Here is a 14,389-nt window from a genome sequence, read left to right on the forward strand (position 1 = left end):
GAAAATGAAAGGTAGTCAAAAAGTAATTGATAGCTTAAATGCATTGTTGGCCAATGAGTTGGCTGCTATTGACCAATATTTTATTCATTCACGTATGTATGATGATTGGGGCCTAAACAAATTATATGAGCGTTTGAACCATGAGATGGAAGAAGAAACTCAACACTCAGACTGGCTAATTAAGCGTATATTGTTTTTGGAAGGCGTACCTTGCATGACAAAGCGTCGTGATTTATTAATTGGTACAGATGTTAAGTCTATGATGAGTAATGATCTTACTCTTGAATTAGAAGTAGTCAGCAGCGTGCGAAGTGCCATTGCTATTTGTGAGTCAGAAGGTGATTATCAAACTCGTGAAACGCTTGAAAAATTACTGTTTGATACTGAGGAAGATCATGTTTATTGGTTAGAGCAACAGCTTGGTCTAATGGAAAAAATCGGTATGCAAAACTACTATCAGTCACAAATGGGTAACTAAGGGAGTTCTTTATGAAAGGAGATCGCGAGGTTATCGCCAGTCTTAATAAAGTATTGGCTAATGAATTAGTTGGAATTAACCAATATTTTCTTCATGCACGCATGTTTAAAGACTTTGGTTTTAGTACGCTTGATAAAGCGGATTATAAAACGTCTATTCAGAAAATGAAAAATGCCGACCGCTTGATCGAGCGTGTTTTGTTTTTAGAGGGGTTGCCAAACCTTCAAGATCTTGGTCGTCTTCGTATTGGTGAGAATTGTGAAGAAATGATTGCTGCGAATATGGATTTTGAACAGGAGACATTGCCAGCATTGAAAGATGCTATTGATCTCTGTGAGAAAAAATTCGATTTCATGAGCCGAGATGCATTGGAAAAAATTCTAGAAGAGCAGGAAGAGCAGATTGATTGGTTAGAAACTCAGCAGCACTTGATTGAAGTGTCTGGGATTAAAAACTACTTACAATCACAAATGTAAGTAGCTGTTCGCTTATTGCTAAGCGACCTGATATTGACTGTCAGCGATTTTTATCAATTCACTATTGAGGACTTGTTTCGCGCATTGGCAGCACTTTCCGCATTGACTACCTATGTTGTGCTCTTTATATAGGGCACGCATAGTAGTCGCTCCTTGCTCAATAGATGCTTTAATGTCTCTGTCTGATACTTTGTTGCATATACAAACGTACATAAATGAAAATCACTCGCACTAATATTTCTATAATTTAATTCTATTTTTAATGTGAATGATTATCAACAGATATAAATTTATCTATTTTGGGTATTTAATAGTTTTTATAAAGAGAGTTGATAGGAGAAAGTAAAAAGACTTAATCCTATCCATTGAGAGACAAAGAGAAGAGTTTTATTTATTACTACTTTTGGGCGATGTCCGTAAGTACTTTTAAAAATGATTCTGGATCATGGGCACCATGAATCATGTATTTGTCATTAATGACATAAGTTGGAGCTGAATTGATTTCTAAGCCACGTAAATGTGAGAGCTTCTTTTCTGTAATGGTTTTGGTTTTTTCGCTTAAAGCGTATTCAATATCTACTTCTTGCATACCGACACTCAGTGCTGTGTCTTTAAGCACGCTTTGTAATCCTATGTCTTTGCCGTCGGTAAAATAAGTGTGAAATAAAGCAAGAACAAAAGGTGTCGCTAAATTTACTTTTGTGGCCGCAAGTACAAATTGATGAGCTAGCTTGGTGTTTGGCACTCGATCTTTTTCTGAAAAGTTAAATTGAATGCCTGCCTCAATGCCAATTTGCTGTAGGGCATGAGTTGCTTCATTAAGCTTTTCTGGGCTGCCAAATTTTTCTCCAAGGTAAGTGTCACGATCTGCACCTTCTATCGGCATGTCTGGGTGTAATTCAAAAGGCTGCCAGCGGATGTCAATGCGATAATCATCGCCTAGTTGCTCGATGGCTTGTTTGAGGCGTGAATAGCCTAAGTAACACCAAGGGCATATTACATCTGAAATAATGTCGATGCGTAGATCGGCCATGTCTTCTCCTGCATAATTTTTAATAAATAATAAGTTACTAGTTAACACTTAAAGCGATGCATTGACTGATTTCTGTATAAGAGCGATCGCTTTCTTTGTGCCAATTGTTAAACGCTTCTTGAGTGGCTTTTAAGGCAGATTGAGTGTTCCTTCCAGTGCTAATGATTTCATTTAAGCGCAGATAGCCTTCGACATCTTTGGTGAGTAAGAACGAGTCTTTACCCATTGCTCGCAATGTATAAGGCCCCGTATTTCCGCCTAGGCGAGCGCCATGTTTCTTTAGATAAGCCCACAAGCCAATAATATTGTCACTAGGCCAATCTGCAATAAAGTGAGAAAAAGAACCGTGTTTCGCTTGGCAGTCACTGATCATTAAAGCGTTTTCTCTAATGGTCATGACTTTGCCAAGGTGTCTTATGATTCGAGTGTCTTTGGCTTTTTCTTCCCACATCTCATCATGAATTAGAAGCATCTTTTCAATGTCGAATTGAAAGAACACCTCTTCAAAGCCAGGCCATTTATTTCGTACCACTTGCCAACTGATGCCAGATTGGAAAACTTTTTGTGAAAAAGCCGCGAGCCATCTGTCGTCTGTATGTTGCTCTAATTCTGCTGAACTTAATGGGCGAGCAAGCCTTTTTTCAAGGTGCTTTGGTCCACCATGTCGCAGAGCTGCACGATCATAAATTGATTGAAAGAGTTCGTATTGCATCTTGGACTCCTATTTTGTTGGGCGCAGTTTAACATAAGCCTTCCTTTATAGGATGGATGAAGGGAGTATCTTGTTTGGTATTTTAGTGATTGAAATGGTTGATTTGTCTTATAATGCTTGCAAATGACCTAATCGAGATAAGTGGAATGACACATTTAAGCGTAAATCTGAATAAAATTGGCTTGCTCCGTAATTCTCGAGGAAGAGATTATCCAAATCTGGTGGATATAGCGGAGCGTACTCTTAAGTTAGGCGCATTCGGTATTACGATTCACCCAAGACCGGATCAGCGCCATGCAACTTATCAAGATGCGTATGACACAAAAGAACTACTCAAGCGTTTTCCTGGTGCAGAGCTAAATATTGAAGGCTTCCCTGATGCGAAGTTTTTAGAAGTGGTTTTGGAAGTTGAGCCAGACCAATGTACGCTGGTTCCTGATGATCCAAACCAACTGACATCCGATCATGGATGGAATATTGCTCGTGATCAAGATGCTTTGCGTCCAGTGATTGCTAAGCTAAAAGCAAAAGGAATTCGAGTTGTTTTGTTCATGGATCCTGATCCTGAGAACATGGCGTTAGCAAAAGAAATTGGCGCAGACCGCGTTGAGTTATATACAGAAGAGTATGCCAATGCATTTGGTAAAGCGGGTTTTGAAGAGATTCTTGAAAATTACCAAAACACAGCGCAAGCTGCTTTAGACGTTGGTTTAGCTGTTAATGCAGGGCATGATTTGGATTTAAATAATGTTCAGGCGTTATGTGAACCTGGTCGAATTATGGAAGTTTCAATTGGGCATGCGTTAACCGTCGAAGCATTGGATCTTGGTTGGGACAATGTGGTTAAAGCGTATCTTGAAAAACTCGCCTAACCTATATGAATTAGGTTGGTCTGGGTCATGCAGGTAGATAAGCGAGCTCGTTGTAATGGTTGTCGTTTTTTAGTTGAGCAGTGTGTTTGCGAATGGATTCCTAAACTGGAAACAACATTAAAAGTGTTGGTTATACAGGACCCTAAAGAAGCTAAACATGCTAAGAATACGGTTGCATTACTGCGCTTGGGATTGTCATCAGTAGAATGTATTTCTATCGACAATCGGAACCTCCTAGAAGCTAGTTTGTCTGAATTAGAAGAAAGTAAGTGGCGATTGGTATTTCCTTGTGACGACGCTGTCGCTGTTGAATCCATGAGTCGAGGTGACTTGGCGCAAATTGAAGGCGTAATTTTACTGGATGCAACATGGCGAAAAGCCAAGAAGATGTATTTCACCGAGCCATTGTTAAATAGCTTTAGAGCGATAACATTTTTACAGCCGCCAGAAGGAAAATATGCTATTCGTAAGTCGCCTAATGACGTATCAGTTTCTACTTTAGAAGCCTGTGCTTATATTGTTGAGCAAATCACGGAAGCGAATATGCAGCCCTTACGTGACTTCATGGTTGTTGCGCAAGATTGGCAGTGGCGAAAGCAGCCTGCGGAACATCGCCATAACAATGGTCATTAATGATTTTAAATAAAGAGATTGAATGCATGAATAATCAAACAGAAATTGAAGCCGCTGTACTTCGTCGTCTTTTGAAGCATTTAGATGATAATAAATCTGTTCAGAATATTGATTTAATGAATTTAGCAGGCTTCTGCCGTAACTGTTTAAGTAAATGGTACATGGTAGAAGCAGAGCAGCGAGGCGTATCTATAGATTATGATGCAGCTCGTGAATATATTTATGGTGAGCTTTATGACGACTGGAAAGCAAAGTATCAGCCAAAAGCAACACTTGAACAGTTAGCCGCATTTGATGCAAAGTTTCAGTCTAAAAAGTAATGATAAAGTGAGAAAGCGATTGAGTTCGTTTTTCGGCTTTTTTAGAGGTGCAAATCGTTTTGTTTTGGTGCTTCTGATTGTCTTTCTTGTACCGCAGTGGTGGTTGTACGCTGACGTTTCAAGCAAATACCAAAAACTAGCCAAAAAAGCTGGGCTCGTATATGGCCCTAATGCAGAGAAACGTGTTCTAGCTTGGCGCCGGCTTATTGAAGAGAGTCGACCTCTCTCTGTCGTTGAGAAGTTAGCCAAGGTAAATAACTTCTTCAATCAGATGGAGTTCGTTGATGATGATATTTTATGGGCAAAAGAAGATTATTGGGCGACACCAATTGAGTTTCTAGGTATGCAGGCTGGCGACTGTGAAGACTTCACAATTGCAAAATACTTCACTCTTCGTGAGTTGGGTGTGCCTGACGAACAGTTGCGTTTGGTTTATGTTAAAGCTTTAACATTGAATCAGCACCATATGGTGCTTGCTTATTATCATAAACCGACTTCCATTCCTGTCTTGTTAGATAATATCGATAAAGAATTGAAACCTGCGTCCAGACGTAATGATTTATTACCTATCTATTCCTTTAATGCTGAAAACTTATGGTTATCTAAAGAAAAAGGGCGTGGTGTGCTAGTAGGGGGCTCATCACGATTGAGCTTGTGGACAGATTTAAATGATCGACTTAATACGATTACCAATTAGGAGAACCTAGATGACGCTGTTCCGCCAGTTAATGATGACGATTATAGCCATCTTTTCATTAATGCTTGTGGTTGTTATGGGCATTAACTTCAATACAACAAAGGGCTATTTGATCGGGCAGCTGGAATCGACAACGCAAGATTCAGCCACGTCATTGAGTATGTCTGTTTCTGATTTTATGGCTTTTGAAGACTACGCCTCAGTGGAAAGTAGTATCAATGCTGTGTTTGATAGCGGCTACTTTTCTGAAGTACGGATACATGTTTACGATGGTGACAGAAATATTGCTCGTTCAAATTCGGTCACTGTTGATGGCGTTCCTACTTGGTTTGTGAAGCTGATTGATTTCAGAGTGCCTATTGCGAAAGCGGTTATTTCAAACGGCTGGAGTGAATTGGGTCAGGTTTATATTACAGGCAGTGCCGGTTATGGATACCATCAGCTTTGGCTAGCCACTCGAGATTTGCTGATTTCCTTCTTTATTATAGGTTCCATAACACTTGTGCTGGGGAGTATTGCTCTACGTTATTTATTTAAGCCTTTGGTTGAGTTGGAAAAACAAGCGGAAGCGATACAACAAAGACGTTTTGTGAAAATGCTTAATGTACCTAAAACTCGTGAGCTTAGGTCTGTTGTTCTTTCTATGAACCGAATGGCTGAAAAGTTAGAAAAAGAGTTTGCTGCTGAAGTAGAAACGGCCCAATGGTTACAATCCAAAGCTTTTAAAGACCCTGTTAGTGGGTTAGGTAATAGGCACTTTTTTGAGAGTCAAATGAAATCGCACTTTTCTGAACGGGAACGCGGTTTTGATGCATTAGCACTAATTAGTCTTGCTGATTTGGCTAAACTTAATAATGAGCAAGGGTACGAATCAGCAGACCTTTTCATTCAATCTGCGGCTGAGATATTGTCCAAAAAGGTATCGGCAGTATCTACCTTTGCTACTTTGGCTCGTTTATCTGGTGCGGATTTCGTCTTGCTAATCCCTAATTTTGGTCGTAGTCAGCTTGAACTGATCTTGTCTGAAATCATGGGTGAGTTAATGGAGCTTCATACCGCAGAGATCAGTTATTCTGAGTCTGTTGCTAATATTGGTGCGGTTATTATCGATGGGAGTGTGGATAGATCTAATGCTATGTCTCAGGCGGATGAGGCGTTACGTGAAGCTAAGCGACAAGGGATGAATACTGCGAAGGTCTTAGGGCTTCAGGGAGCTCAAAGCGTGGCTATCAATAGGACGAAATGGAAAGAAATTATTGAAAAAACAATACTCCACCGTTCTTTTAGCCTTAAAAAGCAAAAGGTGGTCTCTATCAATCAATCAACCCCTGAAGTGCTTCATGAAGAAGTTTTTATTGGGTTGGAATATGAAGGGAAAAATTACCACGCTGGGTATTTTATTGGCTTAGCGAATCAGTTTGATCTATGTGATCAGCTAGACCGAGTTATTATTGAGCGGGTGATTGATTTTATTAAATCTAGAAACCTAGAGAAACCTTTGGCCATTAATTTGTCTGCTTCATCCTACGCTAAACCAGAATTTATTTCGTGGTTGGATAAAGTGCTAAGTCAGACAGAAGAGAGTGTTAAGAACAAATTGATCTTTGAAATATCGGAGCAAAGTGTTTTGGCTGAAGAATCACAGACTCAAGTGTTAGCCGATCTATTGAAGAAGCATAGTGTTGTATTTGGTATTGATAATGTTGGGAAGCAAATTTCTGCCTTCCAATATTTACAAATGTTGATGCCAGATTATGTGAAAATTGATTCTTCTTATACGCGTATGGCAGCGGGTAAAGAGTCTGAATCCTTCTTCATGCACACTTTATGTAAGGTATTTAGTAGCTTGAATATTGATGTTATTGCAACAGGTGTAGAGCATGACAAGCAATTGAAAGCATTGGCCCGTTTCGATGTTACTGGAGCTCAAGGCTATTGTGTCGGCCGAGCTCAAGAAATGTAATAGCTACTAATCTTTTGCCTTGGAGGCTCTTTTTATATCAAAGAGTCTCCGTCAGTATTTTGAGTTTCTATCATTAGGTCATCTTCACCATTGTGAACACGGCGAACCCATTTTCTTCCCAAGATTTTTTTCTGGGCAGCCAGAGGAAGTTCAGTAAATTGGATAAGGCGCTTTTCCGTTAAGAGGTCAATTAAATCCTCGATGATACGCATCATATCGTTATCGGAATTGGCTAATATTTGCTGGGTGCTGGTGTTTTCTGAGGTGAATTTCTTTTCTAATATCGCCGCAACAGTTGGCTCATTTGGAGCGACCAGTAGGTCATATTCATCCGTTTGAGATGCTGAAACGTCAATGATAACGCCTTCATCGTTCACTTTTGCGTATAGCATTATGGTATCCTCAGTGCGTAAATTTGTATTTCATGTCTTAGTGAGCTTTATATATTACTTAATAAACACTATTCTAGACAGATACATTATAGATTGGTTTGTAAATAAGACTTTCGGTAGTTTAGGAGAATATAGAGTATGTCTGACTCTGATCAACCAGAACAGAACTCTTCGTCACCTGTAGGAAATGATTCTTATGAAAAAGATAAAGTCATGAATGCTCAAGGCGAAACGGAAAAGACGACGCCAGATCAAGAAGAGTTAGCAAAAGCTGCAGATCAATGGGATATGCAGAGTGCTTCTTTGGAATATCCAAACCCGCTTTTGGATTGTTTAGTTTTATTAAGTAAATATTTCCATAACCCTTATACAGCAGACAGTATTGCCGCTGGATTGCCTATTACAGATAACGCAATGACGCCTGAGCTGTTTCAGCGTGCGGCAAAGCGTATCGGTATCAGTACACGTTTTGTTAAACGACCTTTAAACAAGATCCCAGATATGGTTTTGCCTGCCGTCCTGCTGCTAAAGGATAAGCAGGCTTGTGTTCTATTAGAAATGGATCGAGCTAAGAAGACGGCAAAAATTTTTCGCCCAGAATCTGGTGAGGGTGAAGTGATCCTCTCTTTAGAGGAACTAGAGTCCTCTTTTACTGGTTATAGTTTTTTTGTTCGCCCTTTGTATCAATTCGACAAGCGTTCGACAAAAGCAGATGAGACTGAGCGCAAAAAAGGACATTGGTTCTGGGGAACTATTACAGGTTCTTGGCGTATATATCGAGATGTGTTTATTGCCTCTCTGCTCATTAATATTTTTGCTTTGGCTAGCCCGCTCTTCGTCATGAACGTTTATGATCGGGTTGTGCCAAATAATGCGTTTGATACCCTTTGGGTTTTGGCAATTGGTGCTTCCGTAGTTTATCTATTTGACTTCTTGTTGCGTAGTTTACGATCTTACTTTATTGATATTGCTGGGAAAAAATCAGATATCCTTATATCGGCTTCTATCTTCTCACGGGTAAGTAATATCACAATGGCCTCGAGGCCCAAGTCTGTTGGTGCTTTTGCAAAGAACCTCCAAGAATTTGAAAGTATTCGCGACTTTATCACATCAGCATCAATTACTACTTTGGTTGATATTCCTTTTATGTTTTTGATCATTGGTGTGATTTGGCTGATTGGTGGCCCAGTAGGTTACATTCCGATCATCACTATCGTACTCATTATTTTATATAGCTTAATTGTTCAAATCCCGCTACGCCGCTCAATAGAAGAAAGTCAGAAAACGGCATCACAAAAGAATGCGGTTCTTATCGAAAGTCTTTATAACGCAGAGAGTGTAAAGCTGAATAATGCCGAGGGTGTTTTCCAAACACAATGGGAAAACGCTGTCGGTAATATTGCGGATTGGGGGGTGAAAACTCGTCAGTTATCTCAGTCTTGCTCTGCGTTTGCCATGGTTGCCCAGCAATTGACTACAGTTGTTATTGTTATTGTTGGGGTTTACCAAATTTCAGAAGGTCTAATGAGTATGGGCGCGCTAGTCGCTGCTGTTATGTTAACTGGACGGGCACTTGGACCTATGGCGCAAGTGGCGAGCTTGGCAACACGTTACAATCAGGCAAAATCTGCTTTCAGCTCATTGAATGAAATTATGTCTTCACCGGTAGAAAACCCAGATGATGTGAAGTTTGTACATCGTCCAGTGTTCAATGGTGACTTCCAGTTTGAAGCCATTAACTTTTCTTACCCTGACCAAGAGCAAACTGCAGTTACAGACGTTAATATTAATATCCAACAAGGTGAAAAAGTCGCGATTATTGGGCGCATTGGTTCAGGTAAATCTACATTAGGTAAGTTAATGACTGGCTTGTATACACCAAGTAGTGGAGCAATACGTATTGATGGTGTGGATATTAGACAAGTAAACCCAACAGATTTACGACGGAACATTGGTTCCGTTTCTCAAGACGTCAATTTATTCTATGGCTCAATTAAAGACAATATTGTGATGGGTGTTCCATATATGGAAGACGATGCGATCATTCGAGCGTCGGATTTATCAGGTGTTTCTGAGTTCGCTAACCGTAAACCAAGTGGGCTAGACAGCATTGTTGGTGAGCGTGGAGCATTGCTTTCTGGAGGACAAAGGCAAAGTATTGCAATTGCTCGAGCACTTTTGTTTGATCCACCGATTTTGATTTTAGATGAGCCGACCGCCTCAATGGACAATACGACAGAGTCACGAATGAAGCGTCGTTTAATGGAAGCGGTAAAGGACAAGACTCTTATTTTGATTACACACAAAGCCTCTATGCTGGATATGGTTGATCGTATTATTGTTATGGACAATGGTCGACTTATTGCGGATGGTCCAAAAGCACAAGTGCATGAAGCGCTCCGTCAAGGCAAGTTGAAGGTTAGTTAATAATGAGTAACAAAAATCAAGTATCTCAAAATGACTTAGAGTATTTAACAGACCGTAATGCGGCTCTTATGCTTAGAACCCCTAGAGGTGGCCGCATTATTCTCTGGGTTATCTTTATCTTTATCGCAGTTGCGCTTGTTTGGGCGAATTACACATCATTGGATGAAGTGACGGTTGGGGAGGGGACGGTTATTCCTTCGAGCCAAGTTCAGCAAATCCAAAACCTTGAAGGCGGTATTCTAAAAGAGATTAATGCACAAGTTGGTCAAGTGGTGGAAAAAGGTCAAATCTTGATGACAATTGAGAATACAGAAGCTCTTTCTACTTTGCGTGAACGACAAGCCGAATATATTAACTTGCAGGTTAGAGCAACTCGACTTCAAGCTGAATCTTATGGTGTTGAGCCAGAATTTGACCAAGATGCGTTAGAGCAATATCCCTTAGTTGTCACGCGAGAGCTGGACTTGTACAAGAACAAAATAGAGTCGTTACGAGCGAATCAAGTGAGTTTTCAGCAGCAAATAGAGCAAAAGAAACAAGAAGTAGTTGAATTGCAAGCTAAACTAGAGAACTTAAGACAAAGTTACGCCTTTTCAAAAGAAGAGTTAGATTTGACTCGTCCTGCGTTTGAGCAAGGTGCTGTTTCTAGAGTGGAATTACTTCAACTTGAAAGAGACGTGAATCAGCTTAAAGGGGATTTAGAGGCGACGGAGTTAGCTATTCCTCGAGCGGGTTCTGCACTTAAAGAAGCACAAAGTAAATTAGCGGAAAGTGATGCACAGTTTAGAACGGAAGCACAAGAAGAGTTGACTAGTGTGCGAAGTAAGTTGGATCAATTAAGAGAGAATACGGTATCACTTGAAGATAAAGTATCGAGAACTCAGGTGCGGTCGCCAGTTAAAGGGATTGTAAAACAAATCCAAACCAATACAGTCGGTGGTGTTATTAAACCTGGTGTCAATATGATGGAGATTGTTCCAATTGAAGATTCTCTATTGATTGAAGCGAAAGTTAGACCAGAAAACATTGGTTTTATCCAACCTGGGTTTAATGCTGTTGTTAAACTTTCTGCTTATGACTTTGCCATTTTTGGTGGATTAAATGGTGTAGTTGAAAATATCAGTGCTGATACAATTTTAGACGAAGAGGGAAACAGCTTTTATCTTGTTCGCGTGAGAACAAACAAAAATTACTTAGGAAGTGACGATTCAAAACTGTCGATTATTCCAGGTATGCAATCTACTGTAGACATTATTACAGGTAAGAAAACGTTACTTGATTATTTATTGAAGCCTATTTTGAAAGCAAAGAATAACGCCCTTAGAGAGAGATAATTACAAAAATAAATTTGTAATTCTTGGCTTGTAACAAATGTTAACAATGGCAATGTTTTCTACTGGTTAGAATCATTTCAGTGGAAACTGACAAAATAACGAGATCTGCTTTGAAAATATTATGTTGGAATACCGATGATGCTGTATGGACGCATTGGAATCAAATAGTTAGTGTCAATGTAGATTTATTTCGAGTTGAGAGTAGAGAAGAAGTTCGTCGATCATTACAAGGTCTATCTGCGGACTTTCGTTATTGCTTTATTTACTTGGCGGATAATGGTTTTGCGAAACATGTTGAGGACGTTGTTGCTTTACGTGAAGAGTTCCCATATCAAAAAATAATCGTTTTTCCGAATCAATCGAGCCAAGCAGCAGCGCTAAGGCTTTTTTCTGTTGGTGTGAGTGGCCAGTGCAATCCTTATATTGGTAAAGAGCAATTGTCGTTGGTATTGTCTGTTGTTGATTCTGGGGAAATTTGGGGTGGAAAGGCTTTCATTCAGCAACTCATTTCACAGTCTGCTGCTAATGCTGTGTCTGAAAATGAGCTTGAAGGGCTATCCGATCGAGAATTAGATGTGACTCAATTGGTTGCTCGAGGGTTGTCAAACAGAGATATAGCAAATGAGATGGGGATTACTGAACGTACAGTAAAAGCTCATTTGACATCTATCTTCAAAAAAACCAATACAAAAGACCGATTGGCTTTGGCTTTGCTAGCTCAAAATTAATAACAACGCGCCTCATTTCGGGGCTTTAACTGGATCTTTGTGCACCAAATCGCTCTCCTCCTTTTCTTTAGGTTTCTTTTTCTTTCTCTATTTTTTATAGGGCCTTGTTAATACAGGGATTTTACGAAAAATTGCCTTTTCTTTTTAGGCTTTAAAATGGCGCATATCTTGCAGTATATAAAAGTATATTTTTATATTTTTATATTTTTTAAGAGAGTGCACTATGTCTGCGCCCCCAGAGAAAGAGTTAACCATCATGCTTGTTGATAATGAGCCTGCCCGAGCAGCCATTGTTGAGCAAGCAATGACAGACAGTGGTTATCGTGTCATTAGGCGCCTTGAGAATGCCAAAAATCTAACGGAAGCTGTTAATCAATATCAGCCTGATATGGTTATTATTGATATTGAATCTCCCGATCGAGATATATTAGAAAATATGTCTCGCCTTACCCAAGATAACCCTCGTCCAATTGTAATGTTTGCCGAAGAAGATGACTCACGACACGTTGAAGCAGCCATTAGAGCTGGCGTCAGTGCATATGTAGTTGATGGTGTTAATAGCGGAAGTGTCAAAGCGCTGTTACAAGTAGCTATTGCGAGGTTTCGCGAATTTCACGCCTTAAGGTCGGAACTGGAAACAGTCAAGAGCCAATTAGAAGACAGAAAACTTATTGATAAAGCGAAAGGTTTAATTATGAAACATCAACAATGTGATGAACCGGCCGCCTACAAAGCATTAAGAAAGTTAGCCATGGACCGCAGCCAACGTATGACAGAGGTCGCACGTAACATTATATCGGTAATGGAACTCATGGGAGGTGCAAAGTGAGCCCAAAACAAGAGAATACGACACCTTTGCATAACGGGACCGTTCGTATTGGATTCATTCCATTAATAGATTGTGCCCCTTTTGTTATTGCAAAAGAAAAGGGCTTCTTCGTTTCAGAGGGTGTAGATGTAGAGCTTTCTAAAGAAGCATCTTGGGCTAGCATTCGTGACAAAGTTGCGTTTAATGTACTTGATGGCGCTCATATGTTGGCTTCTATGCCTATAGCAGCCACGTTAGGGGTAGGTACCATCAAAAAAGCGATGCAAACCAGCTTTACTGTAAGTCATAACGGAAATGGCATAACCATTGGTAATGCTCTTTATGATCAGCTTCAGCATTATTCTGAGTCGGTTGCAGATATTCGTACGGGGGCAGCACTCAAAAAATTGATTGATAATCGAGATAGGCAAGATACGCCTCTGCGTTTTGCTATTGTGTATCCATATTCTTCGCATAATTATCAATTACGAGATTGGTTGAGCCGTGTGGGTATTAGCCCAGATAAAGATGTACAAATTACTGTTGTGCCGCCAGTAAAAATGCTCGATGCACTTAAGTCAGGTGAAATAGATGGTTATTGTGTGGGTGAGCCCTGGAATAGCCTTGCTGTTGAACAAGGTGTAGGGCACATGTTGGTTACAGGCTATGAAATTTGGGGGAGTACGCCTGAGAAAGTGTTTGGTGTGAATTCCTTATGGGCAGAACAGAATGAATTGGCCCACTTAGCTGTTATTAGGGCTCTGGAGAAAGCATGTACTTGGGTAGATGAAGCGGAAAATCAAACTGAATTATTAGAAATATTAAGTCATCCAGATTATTTAAATTGTACGGTTGAGCAATTGGTATATGGCTTTAGTGCGATTAAACCTAAAGGGCAATTCGACTGGCCAATGGAGGCTTATCAGCGCTTTTCTGGAAGTGAAATTAATAAGCCTTTACCAAGTTACGCTTTGTGGATTATGGCGCAAATGCACCGTTGGCAGCAACTAGAAGGTTTTCCTTCATTGAATGAAGTGGCTGAGCAAGTGTATCGCAAAGACCTTTATTATAAAGCGTTAGGGCTTGATGTTGAGAAAGATGATTCTTGGCGTTTGAACTCTTCAGCAGAATCCAATTGGTTAGAGGCTGTATCGACAGGAAATGTTTCTTTGCACTCGGAGGGTATTTTGAAAGGTTTTAGTGAGTAGCGTGTCTTTTTATGGTGCGTAGTGCGTAAGAAATGAGCGCGGCTTAGTGTTTTATTTGTCAAAAACTGCACTTTTTTTACTTAAATTTATTAAAAAACATTATATATCAATGGTTTGTTTTTTTTGGCATATAACGTGCTTTCTTTTTATGTATCAAGTTTTAATAAAATTTTGGTGAGGTTGGCAACGATGTCTAACTATCACCCACATTATTAGCAGTTCAATGTAGGGCTGTTTATGAATGGCAAAGGCGCCTGTGGACACATTAATTGTGATCCGCATGCGCCTTTTTTTGTTTTTACGTTTCT

16 protein-coding genes are annotated in these 14,389 nt (G+C 39.9%); 12 read left to right on the forward strand and 4 right to left on the reverse strand.

What is annotated here, in order from left to right; genetic code table 11:
• Positions 1 to 4 precede the first annotated feature (4 nt).
• Both bfr (ABFY09_RS08395) and bfr (ABFY09_RS08400) read left to right on the forward strand, forming a co-directional pair.
• Positions 5 to 478 (forward strand): bacterioferritin, encoded by a 474-nt coding sequence (gene bfr / locus ABFY09_RS08395; RefSeq protein WP_347983862.1) that lies wholly within the window; start codon positions 5 to 7, stop codon positions 476 to 478.
• 11 nt (positions 479 to 489) lie between these two features.
• Positions 490 to 954, forward strand: coding sequence for a bacterioferritin (gene bfr / locus ABFY09_RS08400; RefSeq protein WP_347983863.1), 465 nt, complete (start codon positions 490 to 492; stop codon positions 952 to 954).
• Between the two features lie 18 nt (positions 955 to 972).
• Here bfr (ABFY09_RS08400) and ABFY09_RS08405 read toward each other — a convergent pair whose 3' ends face one another.
• The 3 genes from ABFY09_RS08405 to ABFY09_RS08415 all read right to left on the reverse strand — a co-directional run bounded on the left by ABFY09_RS08405 (position 973) and on the right by ABFY09_RS08415 (position 2,699).
• Positions 973 to 1,167 carry a (2Fe-2S)-binding protein gene (locus ABFY09_RS08405; RefSeq protein WP_347983864.1) on the reverse strand — a complete coding sequence of 65 codons (195 nt, stop codon included), beginning with the start codon at positions 1,165 to 1,167 and terminating at the stop codon, positions 973 to 975.
• Between the two features lie 184 nt (positions 1,168 to 1,351).
• Entirely contained in the window at positions 1,352 to 1,987 is a 636-nt protein-coding gene (locus ABFY09_RS08410) for a DsbA family oxidoreductase (protein ID WP_347983865.1), read from the reverse strand.
• 37 nt (positions 1,988 to 2,024) lie between these two features.
• On the reverse strand, positions 2,025 to 2,699 hold the full coding sequence (locus tag ABFY09_RS08415) for a DNA-3-methyladenine glycosylase I (protein WP_347983866.1): 675 nt from the start codon (positions 2,697 to 2,699) through the stop codon (positions 2,025 to 2,027).
• 146 nt (positions 2,700 to 2,845) lie between these two features.
• Between ABFY09_RS08415 and ABFY09_RS08420 the strand changes: the two genes are divergently transcribed.
• The 5 genes from ABFY09_RS08420 to ABFY09_RS08440 are packed head-to-tail and all read left to right on the forward strand — an operon-like array spanning position 2,846 to position 7,184.
• On the forward strand, positions 2,846 to 3,571 hold the full coding sequence (locus tag ABFY09_RS08420; protein WP_347983867.1) for a pyridoxine 5'-phosphate synthase: 726 nt from the start codon (positions 2,846 to 2,848) through the stop codon (positions 3,569 to 3,571).
• A 27-nt stretch (positions 3,572 to 3,598) separates the two neighbouring features.
• Entirely contained in the window at positions 3,599 to 4,204 is a 606-nt protein-coding gene (locus tag ABFY09_RS08425) for a tRNA-uridine aminocarboxypropyltransferase (protein ID WP_347983868.1), read from the forward strand.
• Between the two features lie 26 nt (positions 4,205 to 4,230).
• A complete protein-coding gene (locus ABFY09_RS08430; protein WP_347983869.1) occupies positions 4,231 to 4,524 on the forward strand; it encodes a DUF1244 domain-containing protein in 294 nt (97 codons plus the stop codon).
• A gap of 19 nt (positions 4,525 to 4,543) precedes the next feature.
• On the forward strand, positions 4,544 to 5,221 hold the full coding sequence (locus ABFY09_RS08435; protein ID WP_347983870.1) for a transglutaminase-like cysteine peptidase: 678 nt from the start codon (positions 4,544 to 4,546) through the stop codon (positions 5,219 to 5,221).
• Positions 5,222 to 5,231: 10 nt separating this feature from the next.
• On the forward strand, positions 5,232 to 7,184 hold the full coding sequence (locus ABFY09_RS08440) for an EAL domain-containing protein (protein ID WP_347983871.1): 1,953 nt from the start codon (positions 5,232 to 5,234) through the stop codon (positions 7,182 to 7,184).
• 32 nt (positions 7,185 to 7,216) lie between these two features.
• On the opposite strand, the gene ABFY09_RS08445 is transcribed toward ABFY09_RS08440, so the two are convergent.
• Positions 7,217 to 7,576 carry a hypothetical protein gene (locus ABFY09_RS08445; protein WP_347983872.1) on the reverse strand — a complete coding sequence of 120 codons (360 nt, stop codon included), beginning with the start codon at positions 7,574 to 7,576 and terminating at the stop codon, positions 7,217 to 7,219.
• A 138-nt stretch (positions 7,577 to 7,714) separates the two neighbouring features.
• On the opposite strand from ABFY09_RS08445, the gene ABFY09_RS08450 reads away from it, so the two are divergent.
• The 5 genes from ABFY09_RS08450 (at position 7,715) to ABFY09_RS08470 (ending at position 14,081) form a co-directional block, all read left to right on the forward strand.
• Positions 7,715 to 10,003 carry a type I secretion system permease/ATPase gene (locus ABFY09_RS08450; protein WP_347983873.1) on the forward strand — a complete coding sequence of 763 codons (2,289 nt, stop codon included), beginning with the start codon at positions 7,715 to 7,717 and terminating at the stop codon, positions 10,001 to 10,003.
• Positions 10,004 to 10,005: 2 nt separating this feature from the next.
• Positions 10,006 to 11,337, forward strand: a complete 1,332-nt coding sequence (locus ABFY09_RS08455) for an HlyD family type I secretion periplasmic adaptor subunit (protein ID WP_347983874.1) — start codon at positions 10,006 to 10,008, stop codon at positions 11,335 to 11,337.
• A 110-nt stretch (positions 11,338 to 11,447) separates the two neighbouring features.
• Positions 11,448 to 12,065, forward strand: coding sequence for a response regulator transcription factor (locus tag ABFY09_RS08460; protein ID WP_347983875.1), 618 nt, complete (start codon positions 11,448 to 11,450; stop codon positions 12,063 to 12,065).
• A gap of 223 nt (positions 12,066 to 12,288) precedes the next feature.
• Positions 12,289 to 12,894 carry an ANTAR domain-containing protein gene (locus ABFY09_RS08465; RefSeq protein WP_347983876.1) on the forward strand — a complete coding sequence of 202 codons (606 nt, stop codon included), beginning with the start codon at positions 12,289 to 12,291 and terminating at the stop codon, positions 12,892 to 12,894.
• Positions 12,891 to 14,081, forward strand: a complete 1,191-nt coding sequence (locus ABFY09_RS08470; protein WP_347983877.1) for an ABC transporter substrate-binding protein — start codon at positions 12,891 to 12,893, stop codon at positions 14,079 to 14,081. The genes ABFY09_RS08465 and ABFY09_RS08470 overlap by 4 nt, the downstream gene beginning before the upstream one ends.
• The last annotated feature ends 308 nt before the right edge of the window (positions 14,082 to 14,389 follow it).

Origin of the sequence: Marinomonas sp. 5E14-1, from assembly GCF_039939215.1 — a bacterium.
GTDB lineage: Bacteria > Pseudomonadota > Gammaproteobacteria > Pseudomonadales > Marinomonadaceae > Marinomonas.

What these genes read in the sequence shown, in the direction of transcription:
- bfr (WP_347983862.1), top strand. Translation starts at nt 5, where the DNA reads ATGAAAGGTAGTCAAAAAGTAATTGATAGCTTAAATGCATTGTTGGCC.
- bfr (WP_347983863.1), top strand. Translation starts at nt 490, where the DNA reads ATGAAAGGAGATCGCGAGGTTATCGCCAGTCTTAATAAAGTATTGGCT.
- ABFY09_RS08405 (WP_347983864.1), bottom strand. Translation starts at nt 1,167, where the DNA reads ATGTACGTTTGTATATGCAACAAAGTATCAGACAGAGACATTAAAGCA.
- ABFY09_RS08410 (WP_347983865.1), bottom strand. Translation starts at nt 1,987, where the DNA reads ATGGCCGATCTACGCATCGACATTATTTCAGATGTAATATGCCCTTGG.
- ABFY09_RS08415 (WP_347983866.1), bottom strand. Translation starts at nt 2,699, where the DNA reads ATGCAATACGAACTCTTTCAATCAATTTATGATCGTGCAGCTCTGCGA.
- ABFY09_RS08420 (WP_347983867.1), top strand. Translation starts at nt 2,846, where the DNA reads ATGACACATTTAAGCGTAAATCTGAATAAAATTGGCTTGCTCCGTAAT.
- ABFY09_RS08425 (WP_347983868.1), top strand. Translation starts at nt 3,599, where the DNA reads ATGCAGGTAGATAAGCGAGCTCGTTGTAATGGTTGTCGTTTTTTAGTT.
- ABFY09_RS08430 (WP_347983869.1), top strand. Translation starts at nt 4,231, where the DNA reads ATGAATAATCAAACAGAAATTGAAGCCGCTGTACTTCGTCGTCTTTTG.
- ABFY09_RS08440 (WP_347983871.1), top strand. Translation starts at nt 5,232, where the DNA reads ATGACGCTGTTCCGCCAGTTAATGATGACGATTATAGCCATCTTTTCA.
- ABFY09_RS08445 (WP_347983872.1), bottom strand. Translation starts at nt 7,576, where the DNA reads ATGCTATACGCAAAAGTGAACGATGAAGGCGTTATCATTGACGTTTCA.
- ABFY09_RS08450 (WP_347983873.1), top strand. Translation starts at nt 7,715, where the DNA reads ATGTCTGACTCTGATCAACCAGAACAGAACTCTTCGTCACCTGTAGGA.
- ABFY09_RS08455 (WP_347983874.1), top strand. Translation starts at nt 10,006, where the DNA reads ATGAGTAACAAAAATCAAGTATCTCAAAATGACTTAGAGTATTTAACA.
- ABFY09_RS08465 (WP_347983876.1), top strand. Translation starts at nt 12,289, where the DNA reads ATGTCTGCGCCCCCAGAGAAAGAGTTAACCATCATGCTTGTTGATAAT.